At 70.5% G+C, this 24,024-nt stretch carries 20 protein-coding genes; 11 read left to right on the plus strand and 9 right to left on the minus strand.

All coding sequences use genetic code 11. The features are described 5' to 3' along the window. Positions 1–69 precede the first annotated feature (69 nt). The 3 genes from GUI43_RS00240 to GUI43_RS00250 form a co-directional block, all read right to left on the minus strand. A complete protein-coding gene (locus GUI43_RS00240; RefSeq protein ID WP_112697339.1) occupies positions 70–660 on the minus strand; it encodes a TetR/AcrR family transcriptional regulator in 591 nt (196 codons plus the stop codon). Then, the gene (locus GUI43_RS00245) at positions 653–1,489 is read right to left on the minus strand and encodes an alpha/beta fold hydrolase (protein ID WP_112697636.1); all 837 of its coding nucleotides are present in this window, start codon (positions 1,487–1,489) and stop codon (positions 653–655) included. Before GUI43_RS00245 ends, GUI43_RS00240 begins: the two co-directional genes overlap by 8 nt. Before the next feature lie 76 nt (positions 1,490–1,565). After that, complete coding sequence (locus tag GUI43_RS00250; protein ID WP_146765835.1) at positions 1,566–2,345, minus strand: hypothetical protein; 780 nt, start codon at positions 2,343–2,345, stop codon at positions 1,566–1,568. Positions 2,346–2,398: 53 nt separating this feature from the next. On the opposite strand from GUI43_RS00250, the gene GUI43_RS00255 reads away from it, so the two are divergent. Continuing rightward, entirely contained in the window at positions 2,399–3,001 is a 603-nt protein-coding gene (locus GUI43_RS00255) for a class I SAM-dependent methyltransferase (protein WP_112603105.1), read from the plus strand. A 93-nt stretch (positions 3,002–3,094) separates the two neighbouring features. On the opposite strand, the gene wrbA is transcribed toward GUI43_RS00255, so the two are convergent. Next, positions 3,095–3,703, minus strand: coding sequence for an NAD(P)H:quinone oxidoreductase (gene wrbA, locus GUI43_RS00260; protein ID WP_091399821.1), 609 nt, complete (start codon positions 3,701–3,703; stop codon positions 3,095–3,097). A 184-nt stretch (positions 3,704–3,887) separates the two neighbouring features. Between wrbA and GUI43_RS00265 the strand changes: the two genes are divergently transcribed. Then, positions 3,888–6,716: an AfsR/SARP family transcriptional regulator gene (locus tag GUI43_RS00265; RefSeq protein ID WP_170158630.1), complete on the plus strand. Its 2,829-nt coding sequence runs from the start codon at positions 3,888–3,890 to the stop codon at positions 6,714–6,716. Positions 6,717–6,785: 69 nt separating this feature from the next. After that, a complete protein-coding gene (locus tag GUI43_RS00270; RefSeq protein WP_170158631.1) occupies positions 6,786–8,351 on the plus strand; it encodes an alpha/beta hydrolase in 1,566 nt (521 codons plus the stop codon). A 119-nt stretch (positions 8,352–8,470) separates the two neighbouring features. On the opposite strand, the gene GUI43_RS00275 is transcribed toward GUI43_RS00270, so the two are convergent. Then, positions 8,471–8,863 (minus strand): YybH family protein, encoded by a 393-nt coding sequence (locus GUI43_RS00275; protein ID WP_112697638.1) that lies wholly within the window; start codon positions 8,861–8,863, stop codon positions 8,471–8,473. Between the two features lie 346 nt (positions 8,864–9,209). Between GUI43_RS00275 and GUI43_RS00280 the strand changes: the two genes are divergently transcribed. Then, the gene (locus GUI43_RS00280; protein ID WP_112697347.1) at positions 9,210–10,973 is read left to right on the plus strand and encodes an alpha/beta hydrolase-fold protein; all 1,764 of its coding nucleotides are present in this window, start codon (positions 9,210–9,212) and stop codon (positions 10,971–10,973) included. A gap of 62 nt (positions 10,974–11,035) precedes the next feature. Here GUI43_RS00280 and GUI43_RS00285 read toward each other — a convergent pair whose 3' ends face one another. Continuing rightward, positions 11,036–11,749 carry an alpha/beta fold hydrolase gene (locus GUI43_RS00285; RefSeq protein WP_112697349.1) on the minus strand — a complete coding sequence of 238 codons (714 nt, stop codon included), beginning with the start codon at positions 11,747–11,749 and terminating at the stop codon, positions 11,036–11,038. Positions 11,750–11,859: 110 nt separating this feature from the next. On the opposite strand from GUI43_RS00285, the gene GUI43_RS00290 reads away from it, so the two are divergent. From GUI43_RS00290 to GUI43_RS00305, 4 genes are all read left to right on the plus strand, one after another. Beyond that, a complete protein-coding gene (locus tag GUI43_RS00290; protein WP_112583541.1) occupies positions 11,860–12,525 on the plus strand; it encodes a DNA alkylation repair protein in 666 nt (221 codons plus the stop codon). Between the two features lie 75 nt (positions 12,526–12,600). Continuing rightward, positions 12,601–13,839, plus strand: coding sequence for an MFS transporter (locus GUI43_RS00295; RefSeq protein ID WP_112583540.1), 1,239 nt, complete (start codon positions 12,601–12,603; stop codon positions 13,837–13,839). 200 nt (positions 13,840–14,039) lie between these two features. Next, positions 14,040–14,837, plus strand: coding sequence for a hypothetical protein (locus tag GUI43_RS00300; RefSeq protein WP_146765836.1), 798 nt, complete (start codon positions 14,040–14,042; stop codon positions 14,835–14,837). Between the two features lie 13 nt (positions 14,838–14,850). Next, the gene (locus tag GUI43_RS00305) at positions 14,851–15,135 is read left to right on the plus strand and encodes a hypothetical protein (RefSeq protein WP_112583538.1); all 285 of its coding nucleotides are present in this window, start codon (positions 14,851–14,853) and stop codon (positions 15,133–15,135) included. Between the two features lie 228 nt (positions 15,136–15,363). On the opposite strand, the gene murQ is transcribed toward GUI43_RS00305, so the two are convergent. Further along, entirely contained in the window at positions 15,364–16,257 is an 894-nt protein-coding gene (murQ, locus tag GUI43_RS00310) for an N-acetylmuramic acid 6-phosphate etherase (RefSeq protein ID WP_112583537.1), read from the minus strand. A 195-nt stretch (positions 16,258–16,452) separates the two neighbouring features. Here murQ and GUI43_RS00315 point away from each other — a divergent pair, with 195 nt between their 5' ends. The 3 genes from GUI43_RS00315 to GUI43_RS00325 are packed head-to-tail and all read left to right on the plus strand — an operon-like array spanning position 16,453 to position 22,124. Next, positions 16,453–18,018, plus strand: a complete 1,566-nt coding sequence (locus tag GUI43_RS00315; protein WP_112678388.1) for a sodium:solute symporter — start codon at positions 16,453–16,455, stop codon at positions 18,016–18,018. Between the two features lie 11 nt (positions 18,019–18,029). Continuing rightward, positions 18,030–19,226: an anhydro-N-acetylmuramic acid kinase gene (locus tag GUI43_RS00320; RefSeq protein WP_112697640.1), complete on the plus strand. Its 1,197-nt coding sequence runs from the start codon at positions 18,030–18,032 to the stop codon at positions 19,224–19,226. A gap of 24 nt (positions 19,227–19,250) precedes the next feature. Beyond that, positions 19,251–22,124: an FAD-binding and (Fe-S)-binding domain-containing protein gene (locus GUI43_RS00325; protein WP_112697353.1), complete on the plus strand. Its 2,874-nt coding sequence runs from the start codon at positions 19,251–19,253 to the stop codon at positions 22,122–22,124. 78 nt (positions 22,125–22,202) lie between these two features. Here the strand turns inward: GUI43_RS00325 and GUI43_RS00330 are convergent, their stop codons facing one another. Then, on the minus strand, positions 22,203–23,126 hold the full coding sequence (locus GUI43_RS00330; RefSeq protein WP_112583534.1) for a peptidase inhibitor family I36 protein: 924 nt from the start codon (positions 23,124–23,126) through the stop codon (positions 22,203–22,205). 6 nt (positions 23,127–23,132) lie between these two features. Continuing rightward, positions 23,133–24,017, minus strand: coding sequence for a peptidase inhibitor family I36 protein (locus tag GUI43_RS00335; protein ID WP_112697355.1), 885 nt, complete (start codon positions 24,015–24,017; stop codon positions 23,133–23,135). Positions 24,018–24,024: the final 7 nt, after the last annotated feature.

Genomic DNA, 24,024 nt, shown 5'->3' on the forward strand with positions numbered 1-24,024 from the left:
TCCTGCTCCAGGATGCCGAACGCGCGTTGAGCGACCGCGAGCAGCCGGTACGGGTCGAGGCTCCCGGTGTCAGCGGGCGGCGTCGCTGCCGCTGGCGGCGCCGGCACGAAGGCCCTGATCGATGAAGTTGATCAGCCAGGTGAAGCTCTCGTCGACGGACGCGTCGATCTGGAAGCCACCGGCCGCCTCCAGGGTGGCGAAGCCGTGCAGGACACTGCGCAGCGTCCGCATGGCGTGGATCTCCTGGCCGGGATCCAGGTCGTACCCGCTGAGCATTGCGGCCCAGGAGGCGAGCACCCGCTCGCTGGCCGGGATGAACGGGTCGTCGGGGCCGGTCGGGCGGGTGGCGTTGGCGGCCGCGTACCGGCCGGGGTGTTCCCGCACGTACGTCCGCATCGCCTGCGCGCCCGCGGCGAGGGCATCGCTGCCGGACCGGCCCTGGATGGCGTCGCGGATGGCATCGCCGGCCTCGGTCATGGCCAGGACGGCGATCCGGTGTGCCAGCTCGGCCTGGCTGGTGACGTGCTTGTAGAGCGAGGGGGTCTTGACCCCGAGCCGTTCGGCGAGCAGGCCCATGCTGAGGTTGTCGAAGCCGACCTCGTCGACCAGCGCGGCGGCGGCTTCGGTGACCGATGCCGGGGTGAGCCGGGCCTTAGGCATTGGTCAGCGTCCGGGCGAGGAAGGGCAGGGTCAGGGCGAGGACCTCGTCGGGCGTCTGGGCGTGCGGGTAGTGGCCGGCGCCCTCGATGACAGCCAGCTCGCCGAGCCCTCGCGGCAGGTCGGCGAGGATGCGCTCGCCCTCGGCCCGCGGGTCGGCCCAGTCGGGGTCGGCACTGCCCTGGATCACCAGGACCGGGCAGGTGACGTTGGGCAGTTGCCGACCGGCGTCGGCTGGGCTGGTCCTGGCCATGGCCTGGAGGACCTTCATCCGGCCGGGCTCACTCAACTTGGCCTCGATGCGCGCCAGCTCGCTGTGCCAGTCGGCGGGCTTGGTGGGGTACGCCACGTCGAGGTACTTCTTCCAGTTCGCCAGGCTGCCCCGCATGAGTACCTGCGCCAGTTGGAGGGAGCCGGCCCGGAAGCGCTTCACCCGCACCAACCCGCCGAGGTCGAAGGACTGTGCGCGGGTGAACGGCGCCAGCTCGATGGCGCCGACGATCAGCTCGGGCGCGGTGGCGGCCGCGATGGTCGCGGCACCGCCGCTGATCGACTGGCCGATGAGCACGGCCGGTCCGCCCAGGTGGCGCACGACAGCGACGAGATCATCAGCGATGTCGGTGCGGCTGTAGCCGCCCCAGCCGAGGCTGGAGTCGCCGCAGCCACGGATGTCGACGTTGGCGACCCGGTATCCGGCCGCGGCCAGGGCCGGCGCGACGAACCGGTACGAGTGCCGGCTGTCGCCCATGCCGTGTGCCAGGACGACCAGTGGGCCCTGCCCGGTGGCCTCGTAGGCGATGGTGTTGCCGGCAATGTCCAGGTATTCGGTCATGACGCCCTCCACTGAAGCTAACGCGATTAGCTAAAGGCTAACTGCATTAGCCGCAGAGGGCAAATGCCGGTCGCCGCTACTTCCCTTCGCCCAGGCCGAGCTGGGGATAGAGGGCGTCGGGGGCGGCGATCGCTCCGGGCGGCCGAGCGACAGTGACTGTCGTACCGAAGTCGCTGTAGCGCAGGGACGCGTTCGGCAGCCCGCTGGCCTCCGGCATCAGGAAGCTGACCAGTCGACCCTCGGTGTCCAGCGATGCCCGGAACGTGTGCCTGCGCGCGCTGTCCGGAAAGACACCACCGGGACCGGGGCGGAAGCTGATCCCGTTACCGGCGGCAATCCGGGTCGCGTCGATCGTCCCGGAGATCTCCGGGCCGTCCGCTCGTGCGGTGACAATCGCGTCGATCAGGCGGCCGGAGCCGCCGGAGTCGTTCTTGCCCGGTGCGAAGCTCAGGGCGAAGTCCGACGGCACCCGGGCCGGGTCGAGGACCGTCCATCCGTCGCCGACACCGCGGAACAGACTGGTCTTCATGTAGACCTCGTCGTCGATCATCCGGATGTCGATGACCCCACCCGGCGCCGTAACCTTGGCGGTCAAGCGCTTGTGGACGTTGTCGGTGTGCGACAGCGACGTGATCTGACTGGCGATGTCGACGTCGCTGCGATAACTCGTCTGATTGACGAACGCCGTGCCGCCACGCAGCAGGCCGATCGCCTCGGCCGTCGTGGTGGCATCGGCGCTGGCGGCCGACACCGGCACGGATTCAGGTCTGGGTTCGCTCTTCGTCGGCGCGCCAACCGAGCAACCCAGCAGGAGCAGGCCCGCAGAAATGCCGGCCAGTGTGGCTCGACGTGTCATGGCCATCACGGTAGGCCGCCTGGGCAAGGTCGGGTGGCCCGTATAGTGCCGCGATGGAAACGGACACGGTACGGCAGGCTTACACGTCCGTCGCGGAGCTCTACATCGAGCTGTTCGGCACGAGCCAGCAGGTGGACGCCGACGACCTCGCCCTCATCAGACGACACCTGGGCAGCCGGCCCGGCCGGGTGCTCGATCTGGGGTGCGGGCCCGGCCACCTCACCGGCTACCTTCGTGAGCTTGGCGTCGACGTGATGGGGATCGACCTCGTCCCCGAGTTCATCGCGCATGCGCGGGCGTCCCACCCGGGCGTCGAGTTCCACCTCGGTTCGATGGAACGCCTCGACGTCGCCGAGGACTCCATCGACGGCATCCTGGCCTGGTACTCGTTGATTCATCTTCCGCCGCCGGAGTTCGACGGCATGCTCAAGGAGTTCCGGCGGGTGCTGGTCCCGGCCGGGCGGTTGGTCCTGGGCGTCTTCGACGCCGAGGAGGTCGGCGCCTTCGACCACAAGGTCCTGACCGCCTACCGCTGGCCGGTCGACGAGGTCTCCGAACGACTCGGCCGAGCCGGTTTCCGGGAGGTGGAACGTCTCCGGCGGCCCGGCACCGACGAGCATCGGCCGCTTGCCGCCATCGCGGCGGTCGCGGTGTGAGGACGCTGAGGGCCGGTCTCCCATCGTGGGAGACCGGCCCTCGCCCAGCTGAGCACCCGCGTCGACGCGGGCGTGCGTTACGTGCCAGCGCGCTCAGGCGCTGAGCTTCCCGGCGATCTTGACGACCCGCTCGGCCATGTGGTCGAGGGCAGCGAACTGGGCATCGCCCAGCGGGGCGTCGTTGCTTCCGCCGGTGACGTGCGAGACGCCGTACGGGTTGCCGTCGGCGAACTTCAGCGGGTCGGTGTAACCCGGGGCGACGACCAGACCGCCGAAGTGGTGGACGGTGTTGTAGAGCGCCAGAAGGGTCGACTCCTGGCCGCCGTGCGCGGTCATGGATGCGGTGAAGCCGGCGTACACCTTGTCGGCGAGCAGGCCCTGCGCCCACTGCGGGCCGAGGGTGTCGATGAACTGCTTGAGCTGGCTGGCCACGTTGCCGTAGCGGGTGGGCGTGCCGAACAGCACCGCGTCCGCCCAGACGACGTCGTCGGCGGTCGCCTTCGGCTCGTTCTTCGTGGCGTCGAAGTGCTGGCTCCAGGCGGCGTTGGAGGCGATGGCCTCCGCCGGGGCGAGCTCCGGAACCTGACGCAGCCGCACTTCGGCGCCCGCCTTCTCGCCGGCCTCGGCGAGGCGCTTGGCCATGGCGTGGAGGGTACCGGTGGACGAGTAGTAGATGACGGAGAGCTTGGTCATCGGAGGCATCCTTCCCAAAGTAGTTGCCGCTGATAAATTTGCGGCCGCAACAATCTCGACTGTAGCAGCCACCTCGCGGCACCCCAACGTCCTGACCATGCCCACCTGCGTGACGGAGCACACCAGGAGACGGGCGCGGGCCGCGGCCGTCCAGCCGATGAGGCGGAATGGTTCGGGCCCCTACGATGAGGCGATGGACCCCGCTGGGGCGCCACCGGCGGCGCGGTACCAACTGCTCGGACCGGTCGAGGTGCGGTCTGCCGGTGGGGAACGGCTGGCCCTCGGCACGCCGATGCAGGTACGCCTCCTGGCCGTGCTGATGTCGCAGCCGGGCACCGGGTGGTCCATCGACCAACTCGTCGACGAGCTGTGGCAGGGGCGCCCACCGAAGACGGCAGCCGGCAACGTGAAGACCTATGTCTGGGCGTTGCGCCGGGCGCTGCGTTCCCCCGGCTTCCCCGACCCCGCCATCCTCGCCGGGCCAACCGGCTACCGCCTCGCCCTGGACGGGCTGACGGTGGACAGCGTGGCCTTCGACGACCTGGCCCAGCGCGGGTATTCCGCGCTGCGGCACTGTCACTGGCCAGCCGCCCAGGAGTCGTTCGAGGCCGCGTTGGCGCTCTGGCGTGGGGAGCCGTTCGCGGGCCTCCCGGGCTGGGGGGTGTTGCTCTCCGTCCGAGCGCGGCTCCAGGAGCAGCGGTCGAGCCTGGCGGAAGAGGTGGCGGACCTCCAGCTGCGTGCCGGACGGCATCACGAGCTGATCGAACCGCTGCGGAGCCAGGTCGACGCCGATCCGCTGCGCGAGCGCCCCTGGGGGCAACTGATGGTGGCCCTGGCGCGGACCGGCCGGCGTGCCGACGCGCTGGCGACGTACCGGCAGCTCCGCCACCTCCTCGCCGAGGAGGTGGGAGTCGAGCCCGGCCCCGATCTCCAACACCTGCACACCCGCATCCTGCGGGCGGAGCGGGAGCTGTTGACATCCGATCCGCGGCCACCGGAAAGAGTCGCGCCGCGAATCGTCCCCCGGCAGCTGCCAGCCCCACCGACGTTGTTCACCGGCCGGGCCGCGGAGCTGGCCCGGCTCACCACGCTGCTGCTCGGTGACTCCCGCTCGGCCAGCACCGTCGTCATCACCGGTACGGGCGGCGTCGGAAAGAGTTGGCTGGCGCTGCGCTGGGCGCACGACAACCTGCATCATTTCCCCGACGGGCAGCTCCACGTCGACCTGGGTGGATTCGGCACCGCGACGCAGGAGGCGTCACCCTCGGCCGTCGTCGTACGCTCGCTCCTGCCCGCCCTGGGTGTGAAACCCCTGGAAATCCCCGCGGAGCCGGCGGCCCAGTTCGCCCTGTACCGCAGCCTGACCGCGGACCGACGGCTGCTCGTGCTGCTCGACAACGCCCGCGACGCGGAACAGGTGCGGCCGCTGCTTCCAGGATCGACAGGCTGCGTTGTGCTCGTGACGAGTCGCCACACCCTGCCCGGCCTGGTCGCCACCGATGGCGCCCATCCCCTCGCCCTGGACCTGCCCAGCGACGGCGAAGCGCGCCAACTGCTCGTCCGCCGACTGGGTGCGCAGCGGGCCGCCGCCCAGCCGGCAGCGGTGGACGAGCTGATCAGACGTACCGCGCGGTTGCCCCTGGCCCTGTCCATCGTGGCCGCGCGAGCCGCCGCCCGGCCCACGTTTCCGCTCCAGGCCATCGCCGACGATCTCGCGGCGAGCCGGGGCGGGCTCGCCGCCCTGGCCACCGGCGATGCCGCCACCGACGTGCGTACCGTGCTCTCCTGGTCATACCGACTGCTCAGCGCGGACGCGGCCCGACTGTTCCGGCAGATCAGCCTGCACCCCGCCGCCGACGTCAGCGCGGCGGCAGCAGCCAGCCTCGCCGGAGCGCCACCGCCCATGATCCGGCCGGCGCTCGACGAGTTGACCCGGGCGAACCTGCTGGCCGAGCAGTCCCCCAACCGCTTCCGCTGTCACGATCTGCTCCGCGCCTACGGCGAGGAGCTGACGCACGCGCTCGACCGCCCGGCCGACCGTAGCGCCGTCCGCAGGCGCCTGCTTGACCACTACCTGCGTGTCGCCCGTGACGCGGCGAGGCTGGTCGACGCTGGTTGGCAGCCGCTCGATCCGCCGCCCCTGCCGACCGACGCGTCACCGTCGGCGTTCGCCGACCACCGGGCCGCGCTGGCCTGGTTCACCATCGAACAGCGGGTGCTGCTGGCCGCCGTCGACGACGCGGCCACGCACAGCTTCGACGCCCACGCCGGGCACCTCGCCCAGGCCCTCACTCCCCTGCTCAGCCGGCTCTCACAGTGGCACGACCTGGCCGCCGTACAGGCCATCGCGGTAACGGTCGCGCAGCGCCGCGGTGATCCACGGGCCGAGGCGCTGGCCCACCGGGACCTCGCGCTGGCCCACATCCAGCACCGCCGGTTCGATGCGGCCCACCATCACCTCCGGCGCGCGATGGCACGGTACGACCAGGCCGGCGACCGCCCGGGGCAGGCCAGCGCACACCTGCACCTCGCCTGGCTCTCCGACATCGAGGGCGACGCCGGAGCGGCACTGCCGCATGCCAGGGAGGCACTGGCGTTGGCCAGCAGCACCGACGACCGGCTCGGCGAGGCGGCAGCGCTCAACGCTCTCGGCTGGAGCCACGCGCGGCTGGACGAGCACGCCCGCGCCATCACCTACTGCGAGCAGGCGCTGGCGCTCTACGAGGAGGCCGAGGACCGGCTCGGCGCGGCCCACACCTGGGACAGTCTCGGATTCGCCTATCAGGGCCTCGGGAAGCATCCGACCGCTGCGGACTGCTACCGGCGCGCGCTGGCGCTCTATTCCGACGTCCAGGACCCTTGCGGACGGGCGGACACACTCGTCCGCCTCGGCGACACCCATCAGGCGGTGGGCGACCACGACACCTCGGTCGACCTGTGGCGGCAGGCATTGGCGATCCTCGACCGGGTCGGTCATCCGCAGGCCACGGTGCTGTCCGAACGGCTTGAGGCGTACCGGTGAATGCCCTGCGCCGAGCGGCTGCGGACCGGCATGGATCCGACGTGGACCGGGCGTCGGCAGGCTGGACGAATGTTGACCACGAAGAGAACCACCTTCCGGCATCCCCGCGGGGTCGCCCGTCGACGCCGGCGGCTCCTCGGTAGCCTCTCGGCCGTCGTCGCGGTCCTCGTCGCCCTCTCGCTCAACGCCCCACCGTCGCTCGCGGGCACCACGCCGACGGCCGGCGGCACCGGGCCCGTCGCCGCGGACACGACCGGCGGTTGGAACGGTCGGATCGACTGGCGGGCGTGCCCGGAACAACCCGACGATCCGGGTACGCGGTGCGGCACCCTGCGCCTGCCGGTCGACTGGGCCCGTCCGGGCGGGGAGACCTTCCCGCTGGCCCTGGCCCGGCGACCCGCCACCGATCCGGCCGCCCGCATCGGTGTCCTGGTCTTCAACCCCGGCGGTCCCGGCCTGTCCGGGGTGGACGTGGCGTTGACGGCCGCCAGCCAGCTCGGGCCGGACGTGTTGCGCCGCTTCGACATCGTCGGCTTCGACCCCCGGGGCACGGTCCGTAGCGCACCGGTGCGCTGCTCATCGGAGCTGCTGGGCCAGCACCCCTCCCTGGCACCCGTCAACGCTGCGGAGTTCGAGCGACTCCGTACCTACAACCGCCAGTTGCGCGACGACTGCCGCGCTCACAGTGGCCCACTGTTCGACCACCTCGACAGTGTGAGCGTCGCGCGTGACACGGACGCCATCCGGGCCGCACTCGGTGAGCGACAGCTGAGCTTCTATCAGTGGTCCTACGGCACACTGATCGGACAGTCCTACGCCGAGCTGTTCCCCGACCGCGTCCGCGCACTGGTCATGGACAGCGTGATGGACCACAGCCAGGGGGGCCGGGAGTACTTCCGCAGCGGGGCGGCCAGTAACGAGACGCTGTTCCACGAGTTCGTGACCTGGTGCGAGCGGAACTCCGGTTGCGCGCTGCACGGACGTGACGTGCCGGCGCTCTACGACCAACTGATGCGCCGTGCCGATGCCGGCACGCTTGTCGACGCGGCCACCGGCACCCCGCTGACCTGGTTCGAGCTTGGGTTCGCGACCTTCGTCAACTTCTTCGACGCGACCTGGGCCGATCTCGCTAACATGCTGCTCGCGCTGGAACGGGGCGAGCCCGCCTCACTCGCGTCCCCGATGGTGCCGGTCGACGGCGACAAGGACCTGACCGAGTACGCGTTACCGGCGTTCTGCCAGGACTGGTCGCTGCCGATCGACGGGTTCGCCGACTGGAACCGGTATCTCGAACTGTCCCGCGCCGCCGCACCGCACCTGCGGGCCTCCCCGTTGGCCGTCCGCTTCGGCGCGATCTGCCTGGGCTGGACGGCGACCAACCCACAACATCAGCTGCGGGTACGCACGAGCGCGCCGCTGCTGGTGCTCAACGGACGGTACGACCCGGCCACCCCGTACGACGGGGCGCAACGGGTGGTGCGCCAGCTCGGCAGCCGGGGCCACCTCGTCACCTACGAGGGGTCGGGCCACGCCAGCTACCCACGGACCGAGTGCACCCGTCGTCAGGTGGAGCGGTACCTCATCACCAGAACCACACCGCCGACCGGAGCGAGCTGCCCGGCCGCCCCGGTCTGACGGGTCGACATCGTCACGGTGACGCCCCAGCTCACGGTAGGTAGTGCGACCCATCCGACGGCCTGTCGGTCAGGTCCCCTACCCGGTGGCTGGGGCGTCGCCACCGCAACCGTCTCAGGTCAGGAGCCGTCGGACGGCTCGGCGGGCTGCTGCCCCGGCCAGAACGGCCACTCCTCGAATGAGCGGCACCGTCCGTCGTCGGCGAACCGCATGACCCACAGGTCGCGGTACTCCTGGTCGACCGGGTCGCCGTAGCGGACCTCCTGGCGCGACACGGCGGTGTCACCCTCGACCGCGACGATCTCCGTGGTCAGCTGGAACACCTCGTCGGGACCCTTGCGCTGCTTCTCCCACATCCGAGCGACGGCCGGCAGGCCGACGACGGGCGTCCAGTACGGCCCCTGCTGGTAGCTCGCGTCCTCGGTGAAGAGCGTGACCAGCGCGTCCGTGCCCGGGGTCCGCCAGAGCCGCTCGTAGGTGGCAAGCCAATCCTCGACGTGCTTCCTGTCCATGGCCCTCACCTTGCCATCCGAGCGGCGGTCAGCTGGGAAAACCCGCAGGCCGCGGGTGGCGCAGCCGTCGAGGCGCTGGCGGGCCTCGGCCCTGGACACCCTTGACATCGAAAGGGGTACCCAGCCACACTCCCGATGCTAATTCGATTTAGCTGCCATCGGAGCCCTCAACTCCCAGCACCGGACCAGACCGCGACGAGCGACCACCACAAAGGAGTCTTCGCGCATGAGGGAAACGACCGGAAGACGCAGGCTCCGGCTTGCGATCTCGATTCTCGCGTTCACGGCACTCGGTGCGGGGGCCGTCGTCCCCGCGCCGGCTGCCGCCGCCGGCAGGCCCGCGCCCGTGCCGGGTGCGACGGTCAAGGCCGACCGCACGTCACCGACCGGATACACAGTCACGTTCGTCTACCGCAATCCCCACGCCACCCAGGTCCGCCTCGCCGGGGATCTGACCCTGCTCGACGTCGACACCGGCACCACGCGCTACCAGCCGGAAGAGTGGCGGCCGGGGCGCTACCACGCGGGCGGCACCGAGTTCCTCCGGGACATGACCCGGGACCCGAAGGGGAACTGGTCGGTTTCGGTCCCGCTGCACGCCGGAGGTCTCAGCTACTGGTACCGCGTCTGGGACCCGACCCAGGGCTGGGAGAACAAGCGCATCTGGGACCCCGCCTCGACGAACCCTCGCCCGCCGGGCGAGTCCTCGTTCCGGGTCAGAAACAACGACGTGCTCGATGCCGTGCACGTGCCGTACGCCAAGAAGCAGAACGACCCGGTGCTGAAGGCGCGTGCGGACTACGAGTTGCCGGTGGCCGACCGCGCGAAGCGAGGAACTGTCCAGTACGTCCCGTACACCACGATTCTGGGCGACAGCGGCCACTACCTCGGCGTCTACCTGCCGGCCAACTACGACGCCAACCGGGCGGAGCCGTACAAGGTCGCGTATCTCGCCCACGGCATCTTCGGCGACGAGACCGACTTCATGGTCCCCGCGAACGTCCCGAACATCCTGGACAACATGACGGCCAGGGGCGAGATCGAGCCGACGGTGGTCGTCACCATGGGCAACCACTTCACGGGCACCAGCCTCGGCTTCGCGTCCTACAACCAGACCAACGCGGCAAACAACCTGGTCCAGACGATCCTGCCCCTCATCGAGAGCAGCTACAACGTCTCGACCGAGCGCTCCGGGCGGGCCTACGCCGGGTTCTCGTACGGCGGGATGACGGGCGGCGTCGTCATCAGGAACTACCCGACCACCTTCGCGTTCTACGGACACTTCTCCGGCAACCCGTCGCTCACCACCCAGGACTACGACACCATCGCGAACGCGGTCGGGGACGACGACCTCACCGTCTTCCTCGGCAACGGCGTCTTCGAGGGCAACCTCAACGCCCAGAACACCATCGCGGACAACTTCCGGGCCCGGGGGTACGCCGCCGCGACGACCCAGGTCCCCGGGGCGCACGACGGAATGACGGCGGGCCAGCTGTTCACGATCTTCGCCCGGGATCACCTGTGGTCGGGGGTCGACTCCGTGTCGGTGACGCCGGCGACGGTGGACCTGACGAAGGGATGGAACTGGGAAAGGCGGTTCACCGCCCAGGTGACGACCAACGAGGGTGTGAGCCCGGCGGTGACGTGGTCGGTCCAGGGTGCGACCTCTGCGGGCACCACCATCTCCGCGGAGGGTCTGCTCTCGGTCGCCGCCACGGAGACCGCGTCGTCGCTCACCGTCGTGGCGACGTCGGTGGTCGATCCGAAAAAGTCACGCTCGGCCCAGGTCACCCTGACGCCTCCGGGTCCGGCACGGGTCGCGGTGAAGGCGAAGGCCACGCCGGCCTCGGTCGTCCGCGGTGGCACGTTCACGCTGACCGTCGACGTACGGGCACAGTCTCCGCACCCTAAGGCTCCGAAGGTGACCGGCGAGGTCGCCGTCACCTTCGGCGGCACCACGCAGGTGGTTCCGCTCCGTGGTGGCGCGGCCGTCGTCGAGCTGCCGACCGACGGACTGCCCGCAGGGGTGCACCCGGTGCACGTCGCCTACTCCGGTGACCGGGTCCACGCCCCCACCGCGGCGGTCCACCAGCAGCTGCGGGTCCGCTAGCCAGCAGGGGTGGGCCGGCGACCTCTCGTCGTCGGCCCACCGTCAGCTGTCCGTCCGGACCGTCAGCTCACACCCCGGACCGCCTCGATGATCGTCTCGGCGACCTCGCCCGGCCGGGCCACCGCCATCGCGTGCGAGCCGCCGACGACCTCGCGCTGCCCCCGGGGGTTGGCCCGCTCGGCCATGAACCGATGCGCCTCGACGGGGATGTTCTTGTCCGCGTCCCCGAACACGAACCAACTGGGCAGCGAGCGCCAGGCGGGATCGCCGGAAAGCCCGTCACTCAGAGCCTGTTCGGTGATCGGGCGCTGGGTCCGGGCCATCAGCGCGGCCATGTCGCCCGACGCGTCCGCGCAGAACTGCGCGTGGTACTGGTCCTGGCCGATCGCCACCTCGTTCCCACCGGTCGACACCGGATACTGCACCAGGGTGTCGGCGAGGGTGCTGCCGGGGAACTTCCCGGACAGTGACAACGCCGAGTCACCGGTGTCCGGGCACAAAGCGTTGACGTACACGAGGGCCCGCACCGAGGTGTCGCCGGCCGCGGCCTGCGTGATCACCATGCCGCCGTACGAGTGGCCGACGAGGACGACAGGACCGCCGATCCAGCGGACGACATCCCGCACGTACGCGGCGTCGCCCGCCACGCTCCGCAGCGGGTTCGCGACGGCCACCGAGTCGTACCCGGCGCCCAGCCGCTCGAGCACACCGTTCCAGCTCGCCGACTCGGCGAACGCGCCGTGCACGAGCACGATGGTGGGCTGTGGATCAGGCATGATAGGTGCCCCCTCACTCCGTGAAGCTGTTCACCGCCGGTCGCACTGGTACGCCTGGATACCCGTCACGCGAGTGTGAAACGTCCGGTCCCGATGGGCAGGAGGCTGCGATGACTACGACGACGCTGGCCGAGGTGACGGCCGAACTGGCCCAGCTGGAGGACCAGAAGACACGCGAGGTGAACGTCAGACACGGCGACGATCATGGCGTGAACCTCGGCGCGCTTCGGGCATTGGCGAAGCGACTGAAGACGCAGCACGATCTCGCGCGCCAGCTCTGGGCGACGGGCGGAGCCTCGGCGCGACTGTTGGCAATCCTGATCTGCCGTCCCAGGGCGTTCGAGCGGGACGAGTTGGACGTCATGGTGCGCGAGGCGCGCGCCCCGAAGGTGCACGACTGGCTCCTGAACTACGTGGTGAAGAAGAGCCCGCACTCCGAAGAGCTGCGGCTGGCCTGGTTCGCCGACCCGGATCCCGTGGTCGCGAGTGCCGGCTGGGCGCTGACCACCGAACGCGTGACGAAGAAGCCCGAGAGTCTCGACCTCCCGGGACTGCTCGATGTGATCGAGACCGAGATGAAGGACGCGCCGGATCGCCTGCAGTGGGCGATGAACCACTGCCTGGCGCAGATCGGTATCGAGCACGCCGAGCACCGCGGCCGGGCGATCGACATCGGCGAACGCCTTGAGGTGCTCAAGGACTACCCCACCTCCCCCGGCTGTACGTCTCCGTTCGCTCCCACCTGGATCAGCGAGATGGTGCGCCGAGCGCGATAGGCAGCGAATTGTCGGTCGATCCCGCATCGGCGGGGTCGACGTCGTCTCCCGTGCGCCCCTATAGTGAGTTCCATTATGAGACTTACTGCATTCTGGCGGTGGTGGGTCGCCGGCACGACCAGCCAACTCGGCTCGGCGGTCGGCACACTGGCCCTACCGCTGACCGCGTTGACAGTGCTCCACGCGTCGGCCTTCGAGATGGGTCTGATCACGGCGGCGAGCTATCTGGCGTACCTTCTGATCAGCCTGCCGGCGGGCGTGATCGTGCAGCGCCTCCCACTGCGCGGCATGCAGGTCGCCCTGGATCTGGTCCGGGCCCTCGCCATCGCGTCGGTCCCGCTGGCCTGGTGGTTCGACATGCTGACGGTGGCCCAGTTGATCGCGGTCGCCCTGGTGGTGAGCTTCGCCAACGTGCTGTTCGACGTGGCGAACCAGACCTTCCTGCCGGAGATCGTGCCGGCCGCGCAGTTGCAGGCCCGCAACAGCCTCACCTCCGGCACGCACGCCGCCAACGCGCTGGGCGGGCCATCCCTGGGCGGCCTCGCGGTGCAGTTGCTGGGCGCGGTGCCGACGCTGTTCGTGGACGCCGTCAGCTACCTGCTCTCCGCCACGTTGCTGCGCACCCTGCCGGCCCGGCGGGTGCAGCGACCGGCCGAGCGGCCGCCGATGATCACGATGATCCGCGAGGGCTGGCACTTCGTGCTCCGGCATCCGATCATCGGACCGGCCATGTGGGACGCCACCGCGACGAACTTCGTCAACGGCGCCATGCTCGCCCTGTTCCCGTTCTACCTGATGCGTGAGCTGCACGCATCGCCGCTCATGGTCGGGCTGTTGATCGCCGCCGACGGCCTCGGCGCGCTCATCGGCGCGGCGTTGACGACCCGCTTCACCGATCGGTTCGGCACCGCACGCGGCCTGATCATCGCGGCCTTCGTCGGTGTGGCCGGCGCGCTCATCATCCCGCTGGGCACCGGCACCACCGCGTTCCTGGCCTTCGCCCTCGGAAACGTCATCTTCGCGAGTTCCACTGTGGTGCTCAGCGTGACCACCCGCACCTACCGGATGCTCGCCAGCCCACCGGAACTGCTGTCCCGGGTGATCGCCACGGTCAAGTTCGTCTCCTGGGGTGCCATCCCGGTCGGCGGCCTGCTCGCCGGCATCCTGGCCGGGCCACTCGGCGCCCGTACCACCCTGTTGATCTTCGGGGCGCTCACCGTGCTGTCCCCGATCATCTACCTGTCGACGCCGATCCGCCGACTGCGTGACCTGCCGCTTGACCCCACGCCGACACCGACCGAAGTTCGGGTGTGAATCGACCAGGTGCACTACAGGTCCGTCCACATTGCTTGGTCCAGATATCGACGGAAGGTGTAGCCGGCCATCTGCCGGGGCAAGAACCCGCGCATGGAGGGAACGGCAGGGTGCGAGGGGCGACTGCTCGGCCAGCGGCACCGGACCGGTGAGCCGGACCGGGCATGCCTGGCGACCCCGCTGCCGACAGCCTCCGCCTGATGCGGCTGAGGCACAGCCTCCCCCCGGTGGCGCTCGGCGCGGTGGCGCTCGGCGCGGCTCTGGGTGCCGACCCCGCCCACGCCGACACCCCATCGCCGTCGCGGCTCCCGCTGGTGGAGGTCGCCACCTCGCCGGAGGCCATCAAGGTTTCGGTGGCCGACGTGGTCGAGGTGCAGCTGACCGTCCCCCTGCCCCTGCCGACTGCTGTCGTCTCTCTGCCCGTGCCTCTACCGTCGGCGGACCCGCTACCCCTGCCGTCGACGGACCCACTACCGCTGCCGTCGGCCGTTGCGGTGCCGACGCCGTCGGCCAAGCCCTCCACCGCCCGGCCAAGTCGGCCGGCCGGTACCCCGTCGTCGTTGCCGCAGACCACACCGGCACCATCCGCCTCGGCTTCCCCGGGAGCACGGGTGGCCTCGCCGCCATCGCCGGCACCGTCGACGCGCGTACCGGCGACGGTGTCCCGGGGCGGCGCTGGCGGCACGTCCGACGGCCGGGCGTCGGAGCAGGCACGGGCGACGATGACCGCCGTCACCGGACAGCGGCCCAACCCGCCCGCCCGTCCCGCGCCGGGGCCACCGGCGTTCGTGCTGGCGCTCGCGTCGACACCGACCGGTGTCGGCACCGGCGGCGCTGATTCACCCACGTCGACAGCCGCAGCATCGCCGCCCACCTCGCCGCTGCGCCCGGGGCTCACCGTCACCGCCGTCGACAGGCGCGCTACCAGCCGTCCCGTCGAGCGGGGTCCTCCCCCGCCCCGACAACTCCTGATCACCCACTCGCGTCCACGACGTTGATCAGGAGAGGTTCATGGAAATCGCCGTAATCTGGATTCCCGCCCACATCGAGCCGTCGGAGCCCGCCGTCGCGAGGTGTCTCAGCCACCTTCGCCGACACTCCTACCGATTCGCAGGAATCATGCGGGCCTCGTGGGAGACCGTCGAGCAGACGATGATCGACGGAGAGGTGGATGTCGTCGTCATCGCCGACTTCGCCCACCTCCCGCCGGATCGGTCCCCCCGGATCGAGCTGGCCAACTCCCCCGACGGCGACGCGGACGAGGACCGAACGGTTCCAGACACGCAGCTCGACTGACACCACGAAGCGCCCCGTCCGATATGGACGGGGCGCTTCGGTCACGCGCCGGCAACCGGCCGGCTGCGTCCGCAACGGCTGGATCGCCATGTCGATGTGCTGTTGGGCGATATACCTCAGAGGCATATATATGACTCCTAGGTATATCGCTCAATATGGCATCCGCTCCGGCCGAGGTGACCAACGGTCACCGCCGACCGCCGGCTGCGCCCACCGCAACCCCCTGGGTCAGGCAGCGACGGCCGCCCGGACGTCGTCGTCGGCGGCGCGCAGCCGGGCCGCGGCCTCCTCGGCGGTGCAGTTCGCCAACAGCAGCACGATGGCGGTCTTGGCGTGCCCGTGCGCCGCCGCGAGCGCCCGCGCCGCCGTGTCGAGGTCGGTGTCGGCGGCCTCGGCGACAATCCGCCGTGCCCGGTCGACGAGCTTCTCGTTTGTGGCGTTCATGTCCACCATCAGGTTGCCGTAGACCTTGCCGAGCCGGGCCATCGTGGCTGTCGAGAGCATGTTGCAGACCAGCTTCTCGGCGGTGCCGGCCTTGAGCCGGGTGGAGCCGGTGAGCACCTCGGGGCCGGTGGGCACCTCGATGGCGACGTCGGCGTGCCGGCTGGTCACCGCGTCGGTGTTGCAGGCCACCGAGACGGTCGCCGCGCCCAGCGCGCGGGCGTGATCCAACCCACCAACCACGTACGGGGTACGGCCGCTGGCGGCGAGACCGACCACCGTGTCGCGGGCGGTCAGGCCGACTGCGTCGAGGTCGGCGACGGCGCGGGTCGGGTCGTCCTCCGCGCCCTCGACGGCGACGCCGAAGGCTCGTGCCCCGCCGGCGAGCAGACCGATGACCCGCTCGGGCGTCGTACCGAAGGTGGGTGGGATCTCGACGGCGTCGAGCATGCCGATCCGGCCGCTGGTGCCGGCGCCGAGGTAGATCAGCCGTCCGCCCTGACGGAGCGACGCCACGATGACGTCGACGGCGGCGGCGATGTCCGGCACGGCCCGTCGGACGGCGTCGGCGACCGTCTGGTCCTCGTCGTTCATCGCGAGAAGCAACTCGGTGGGAGACATCCGGTCGAGGTCGCCGGTCTTGTCGTTGCGGGTCTCGGTGCCGAGGGTGCTGAGGTCCACGGGGTGCTCGTTCCTCTCGCTGGTGTGCAGTCGCCGGCCAGCGGGGAGAGGCCAGGCCGAGGGCGCAGCTGCGAACAGTCCCCGTATCAGCAGGCTGAAACCACAGCGTAACCAGCCCGCACGGGCGGTGGCAAAAAGTTTCGCGTTACTCTCGGCTAACGTCACTTATTGACAACCGCTGGTAGGGAGCGAGCCGTGCGTCAACTCGACCTCGTTGTGATCGTGCTGTACCTCGTGGTGATCGCCTACGTCGGACTACGCCTGTCCGGTAAACAGAAGTCCGCCAAGGACTACTTCGTGGGCGAGGGTCGACTGCCCTGGTGGACCGTCTCGTTCTCCGTGGTCGCCACCGAGACCAGCGTCCTGACCGTGATCAGTGTTCCCGGCGGCGCCTACAGCGGTCAGGGCTTCGGCAACGTCGAGCTGGCCCTGGGCTACGTCATCGGTCGGGTCGTCGTGGCCGCGGTGCTCATCCCGCTGTACAAGCGGGGTGGGTTCGTCAGCGCCTACCAGTACCTCGGTGAGCGGTTTGGCCTGAAACTTCAGGGGCTGGCGTCGGTGACGTTCGTCTTCACCCGCCTGCTCGCCGAGGGTGTGCGGCTGTTCGCCTCGGCCATCCCCATCAAGCTTCTTCTCGACGAGTTCGGGCTGAATGTCGGCTACCAGGCCATCATCATCGTGCTGACGCTCATCACTGTGGTCTACACCTACCTCGGTGGCATCAAGGCGGTCATCTGGACCGACGCCATCCAGATGGGGCTGTACCTGGGCGGGGCGATCCTGGCCATCGCGGTGCTCAGTCACGCCGTCGGCTTCGACGGCTACTCGCAGGCGCTGGACGCCGGCAAGTTCCAGCTCTTCGACACCAACTTCGCCCTCTCGCACGTGCTCACCAGCCCGTTCGCCCTGCCGACCGCGATCATCGGTGGCGCGATCTTCGCGATGGCCAGCCACGGATCGGACCAGCTGATCGTCCAGCGCATCCTGTCCACCCGCACGCTGCGCGAGGGGCAGAAGGCGATGATCTCCTCGGGCATCTTCGTGGTGATCCAGTTCGCCGCGTTCTCCCTGGTCGGCGCGCTGCTGTGGTCGTACAACAAGGGTCAGACCTTCAAGGAACTCGGCCTGGCGAGCAGCGACAACCTCTACCCGAGCTTCATCCTGCACGCCCTGCCGGTGGGCATCTCGGGTCTGCTGGTGGCCGGCATCCTCGGCGCCGCGATGGGCTCGCTGTCCTCGGCGCTGAACTCGATGTCGAACTCCACAGTCGCCGACTTCATCCACAGCTTCTTCCGCAAGGTCCCGTCCGACGACGCGATGCTGCGGCTCGCCCGGGTGATGACCCTGGTCTGGGCGGTGCTGATGGCGGTCTTCGCCTGCGCGTTCAGCTCCAGCACCGGAAACGTCTACCTGACCGGTTTGACCATCGCCGGCTACACCTACGGTGCGTTGCTCGGTGCCTTCCTGCTCGGCCGTCTCGTCAAGCGGGCCAACCAGGTCGACGCGGTGATCGCCTTCCTGGTCACCGTGGCGGTGATGACCTACATCGTCCGCTACGTCAAGATCGATGTGACGACGGCCGGGACGACCACCGCCACCGCCATCGCCGCGCAGTGGCTGGTCCCGATCGGCGTCCTGATCACCCTGGTCGTCGGCGCGGTGTCCAGCCGGTTCCACCCGGCCCCGGAGACTCCGTACGACCATGGACGTACCGACGAGGTCGACGACGACGCGGCAGCGGCGCCCGCCGGCCGGGCGTGAAGGAGGACGTGATGCGCGTGATCGGCCTGATGTCCGGAACCTCCTACGACGGCATCGAAGCCGCCGCAGCCGAGTTCGAGCTGAGCGGCGACACAGTGCGGATGCGACCGCTGGGCCGGCTCAGCCACCAGTACTCCGACGAGTTGCGCACGCAGATCGCCGCGGCCCTGCCGCCCGCGGCGACCACCACCGAGGCGATCTGCGTGCTGGACACCGGCATCGGCCAGGCCTTCGCCGAGGCCGGCGTGCGGGCCCTCGCCCAGCTGTGCGACGGCGAGGCCGACCTGGTGGTCTCGCACGGGCAGACCATGCACCACTGGGTCGAGGCCGGCACGGTTCGGGGCACTCTCCAGCTGGGTCAGCCGGCCTGGATCGCGGAGGCCACCGGCCTCCCGGTCGTGGCCGACCTACGCGGTCGCGACGTGGCCGCCGGCGGCCAGGGCGCTCCCCTGGTCGCCCTCTTCGACGCGCTGCTGCTGGGTGGCCTGCCCGGCGTCCCGGCCGCGCTGAACCTGGGCGGCATCGCCAACATCACCGTCGTCGCTCCCGACGCGGACCCGCTCGCCTTCGACACCGGTCCGGCGAACGCGCTCCTCGACGCCGCCGCGCGCCACTTCAGCGGGGGCACCGAGGAGTACGACCGGGACGGGCGCGGGGCGGCCGCCGGGCAGGTGAACCCGGAGCTGCTGCGGCGGCTGCTCGACGAGCCGTACTACCGGCTGCCCGGCCCGAAGAGCACCGGGAAGGAGCTGTTCCATCTGCCCTACCTGCTCGCCGCCCTCGCCGACGCGCCCACACCGGACCCGCAGGACGTGTTGGCCACGCTCACCCGGCTGACGGCGGTCACTGTGGCCGGCGCCTGCCGCGATCACGGCGTCACCCGGCTCGTCGTCTCCGGCGGCGGCGCACACAACCCGACGCTGATGCGCATGATCGCCGATGAGCTGCCCGGCGTCGAGCTGTCCTCCAGCGACGACCTGGGCATCGCGTCGGACGCCAAGGAGGCGCTGGCCTTCGCGCTGCTCGGCTACCTGACCGTGCACGGGCTGCCGGGCACCCTGCCCTCGGGCACCGGCGCGCGACACGCCTCCGTGCTCGGCAGCATCACCCCCGGCCGGCAGCCGCTGCGGCTGCCGGCTCCGGCCAGCACCGCTCCCCGCCGACTGCTGATCGCCGGCCGTCCCGCCGTGCCGCCGGTGGCCGGCTGAACCCGCTCCCGGGAGGATCCGCCGATGAGACCCGTCGTACCCGTACCGCCGCCGACCGCGGTCGGCGCCCGCGCCCGCGCCGTCGCCGAACTGCTGCGCTCGCGCCTCGATGATCCGAGCCGGGCCAGCGCCGAGCTGCCCCGAAGGCTGGCGGCGGCACACGACGCCTCGCCGTACCTGTTCGAGCCGCAGGCAGTGGTTCGCGCCGCCTCGGCCGCCGAGGTGGGGGCGTTGATGGCCGGCGCCCGCGAGGCCGGTGTGCCGCTGACCCTGCGCGGCGGCGGCACCAGCCTCGCCGGGCAGGCCGGCGGCGCGGGCGTGCTGGTCGACGTCCGCACCGACTGGCGGCACGCCGAGGTCCTCGACGACGGACGCCGCATCCGGCTCCAGCCGGGTCTCACGATCCGGCAGGCCAACGCCCGGCTGGCCCGCTACCGACGCCGGCTCGGCCCGGACCCGGCCAGCGAGGCCGCCTGCACTGTGGGTGGCATGGTGGCAAACAATTCCAGCGGGATGACCTGCGGCACCACCGACAACGCGTACCGGACCATGGAGTCGCTGCGCTTCGTGCTCCCGTCCGGCACCGTCGTCGACTCCGGCGCCCGCGACGCCGACGACCGGCTGCGGGCCGACGAGCCCGAGCTGCACGCCGGGCTGCTGCGCCTGCGCGACCGGGTGCGATCGACGCCGGGTTCGCGCGCCACCATCGAGCGGCTGTTCGCGATGAAGAACACCATGGGGTACGGGCTGAACTCGCTGCTCGACCACAGCACCCCGGTCGAGATGCTCGCCCACCTGATGATCGGCAGCGAGGGCACGCTCGGCTTCGTGGCCGAGGCGGTCTTCCGTACCGTCGAGATCCACGACCACGCCGCCACCGGTCTGCTGATCCTGCCCGGTCTCACCGACGCCACCGACGCGCTGCCGGCCCTGCTCGCCGCCGGCGCCCGTACCGCCGAACTGCTCGACGCGGCCGCGCTGCGGGTCAGTCAGCGCGACCCGGGTGCGAGCCCGGCCCTGCGCGGGCTGACGGTCACCGGCCACGCCGCGCTGCTGGTGGAGTTCGCCGAGGACAGCGCGGAGCAGTTGGCCGCGACGCTGGCCGACGCCCGGCCCGTACTCGACCGGCTGCGGGCCGTCACCGGCACCGAGCTGACCCGCGACCCGCGCGAACGGGCCAACCTCTGGCACCTGCGCAAGGGCCTCTACACCGCTGTCGCCGGGGCCCGCCCGCCCGGCACCACGGCCCTGCTGGAGGACGTCGCGGTGCCGATGCCGCGCCTGACCGGCACCTGCGACGGGCTGATCCGTCTGTTCGACAGGCACGGCTACCCGGACGCGGTGATCTTCGGACACGCCCGGGACGGCAACCTGCACTTCATGCTGACCCAGTCCTTCGACACAGCGGCCGAGATCGACCGCTACGCCCGGTTCACCGACGACATGGTCGACCTGGTGCTCGCGGAGGGGGGAACACTCAAGGCGGAGCACGGCACCGGCCGGGCCATGGCGCCCTTCGTCCGCCGGCAGTACGGCGACGAGCTGTACGACGTGATGCGCGAACTCAAGCGGTTGTGCGACCCGAGCGGCCTGCTCAACCCCGGCGTGCTGCTCAACGACGACCCGACAGTGCACCTGCGGCAGCTCAAAGCCGTCCCGACCGTCGACCCCGAGCTGGACGCCTGCGTCGAGTGTGGCTACTGCGAGCCGGTCTGCCCCACCGCCGACGTCACCACCACGCCCCGGCAGCGCATCGTCCTGCAACGGCAGATCGCCCTCGCCACCGCCGCCGGCGACGAGGAGCGCCGGCGGGAGCTGACCGCCGACTACGAGTACGCCGCGGTGGACAGTTGCGCCGCGGACAGCCTCTGCGTCACCGCCTGCCCGGTCGGCATCGACACCGGGGCGGCGATGAAACGGCTACGCGCCGAGCGGCACACCCCTCGCGCCCAGCGCACCGCCCGCACTGCCGCCCGGCACTGGCAGGCCGCCGTGACGGGCGTCCGGGCGGGACTGACCGCCGCGCACGCCGTGCCGACGCCGGTGACCCGCGCCGCCACCAAGGCGATCCGTGGTCTCGGCGCCACCGAACTCGTGCCGCTGTGGAGCGACGACATGCCCCGCGCCGGCGCTTCCCGCCCCACCCCGCGCAGCGCGCCGGACGCCCGGGCGGTGTTCTTCGCAGCCTGCGTCGGCAACCTCTTCGCACCCGAGGAGGGCTCCTCCGGCGGTTCGGCGGCGGCGTTCCTGCGCCTCTGCGAACTGGCGGGGGTGCCGCTCGTCGTACCGACCGGAACGGCCGGTCTGTGCTGCGGAACCCCGTGGCAGTCCAAGGGTTACCCCGCCGGTCACCGTGAGATGGCCGAGCGGACGCTCGCCGCGCTCTGGACGGCCAGCGACAAGGGTCGCCTGCCCGTCGTGTGCGACGCGTCATCGTGCACGCACGGGCTGACGCAGCTGACCGCCGCGCTGGCCGAGGAGGACCAGGCGCGGTACGGCGCGCTGCGCTTCGTCGACAGCGTGACCTTCACCGCCGAGCATCTCCTGCCGGCGCTGCCGCAGCCCCGACGACTGGGCTCGCTGGCGCTGCACCCCACCTGCTCCACAGTGCACCTGGGCGGCATCGACGACCTGCGCGCGGTGGCCGGGGCGGTCGCCGACACCGTCACCGTGCCGGACAGTTGGGGGTGCTGCGCCTTCGCCGGTGACCGGGGGCTGCTGCACCCCGAGGTCACGGCCGGCGCCACCGCGGCGCAGGCCGCCGAGATCAATCAGCGCGACCACGACGCATACGCCTCCTGCAACCGCACCTGCGAGATGGGCATGAGCCGGGCCACCGGTCAGCCGTACCGGCACGTGCTCGAGGTGCTCGTCGAGGCGGTCGAGCCGCCGGCGTAGCCGGTGCCGTACCCATGAGCGCGCCGCCCGCCGCAGAGCTGCGGCGGGCGGCGCGGTTGGTGCGGTTGGTGCGGTACGTCAGGAGAGCGCGATGTCGCGGTAGTAGTAGCGCAGGATCGCCTGGTAGTTCTTGCCCTCGTTGGCGAGATCACGCGAGCCGTACTGCGACAGCCAGTCCCCGTCCACCCAACCACCGCATGCGGTCGTCGTCGCGCAGTAGTGCGCACGCAGGATGTTGCCGCTGCGGGTCATCCGGGCCGACCACGTCCGGTCCACCGCCGCGGACGTAGACGAGACCGCCGACGACGGCCGGTAGACCTGGTCGCCGGTGTCGTCACGAACGTCGTAGCACTGTCCGCCGGACGTTTTCCGGGTCGAGTGCAGGGCCCAGTACCAGCCGTAGCTCTTGACGGCCATCGCACCGGCGTCCAGCGAGGCGGCCGGCCAGCTCGTGATCCACTCGTTGGGGAGGACGTTCTTGACGTACGTCTTGAAGTCGACCCGGTCGACGCGCCCGAGACCGACCCGGTAGACGAGGATGGTGCTGGGCAATTTGCTGTTGGTGCCGTCGGTGCTACAGCCCGTCGGCCCGCTCAGCAACTCGTGCGAGGCGTTGTTGTTCTTGAGCGTGGCGTTGAGGTTGCCCTTCGTCCCGGCCGCGAAGTCCTGGGTCGCACCGGCGAAGTTGCTGTTGAAGTAGACCCGCACTGTCTTGTCGGTGCGGTTCCACACCGACGCGGCGTTGTTCTTCACGCACAGGCCCTTGCCGCTGCCCGCACTCTTGAAGTCGTAGCAGGTCGGCTGGGTCGTACCGTAGTCGTCCAGTGAGTCGGTGAAGTCGGAGACCGAGCCGGCCTGGTTGCTGTTGTAGTAGTAACAGAACTCGCCGCTGTCGCAGGTTCCGTCCCGTTCGGCCGCCGCTGCCGGCGACGCGACACTCAGGATGGAGGTGGACATGGCGAGGACGGCACCGACGACGGCGAGGCCCTTGCGGATATTCATGGCGTCCTACTTCTCGTTGTAGCCCTGGGAGTTCCAGAACGAAGTCGGGTCGGCGTTGTCCAGGGTGGGGTCGCCGACGCTGACGGCCGCGTGGGTCTGCCGGCCGGCCCGGACCTCGACGTGGGTGTGCGCGCCCGAGCTGGAGGACACCCCGTGCCACGACTCATCGGCGATGATCTCGCCCTTGCTGATGGCGTCGCCCACGCTCACCCCGGACTTCGGCGCGGTGTGCAGGTAGATCACCGACTTGTTGAGCGAAGAGTTGTAGACGGAGATCGTGGACAGGCCGCCGCTGCCGGTGTTGCCCCGCGCGACGTAGATGACCGTTCCGGAGACCAGGGCGCGCACGTCCGAGCCGACGCTGCGGGCAATGTCGATGCCCTCGTGCCGGCCGGGCGTGGTGGTGTAACCGTCGAAGGCGCACGTGACAGTGCCACCGCTGGCCTGGTACAGGGCGTACGACAGGTTCGTGCGGGTCGACGGCGAGAACTGGTGCGAGGCGTTGTTGTTCTTCAGCGTGGCGTTGAGGTTTGCCATGGCGCCGGCCGCGAAGTCCTGGTAAGAACCGGCGTAGCCGCTGTTGTAGTAGACGCGTACGGTCTTGGTGCTGCGGTTCCAGACCGAGGCGGCCTCGTTCTTGATGCACAGGCCCTTGCCAGCGCCAGCGCCCTTGAAGTCGTAGCACGAGGGCTGCTCGGTGCCGTAGTCGTCGAGCGAACCGGTGAAGTCCGAGATCGACCCGGCGTTGTCGCTGTTGTAGTAGTAGCAGAATTCGCCGCTGTCGCAGACCCCGTCTCGGGCCGCCGCCGACGCGGGTGATGCGACGCTGAGGATCGAGGTGGTCGCGGCCAGCGCGACGCCGACGGCGGCGAGGCTCTTACGGATGTTCATGGTGTCC

Origin of the sequence: Micromonospora noduli, from assembly GCF_003264365.1 — a bacterium.
GTDB lineage: Bacteria > Actinomycetota > Actinomycetes > Mycobacteriales > Micromonosporaceae > Micromonospora > Micromonospora noduli.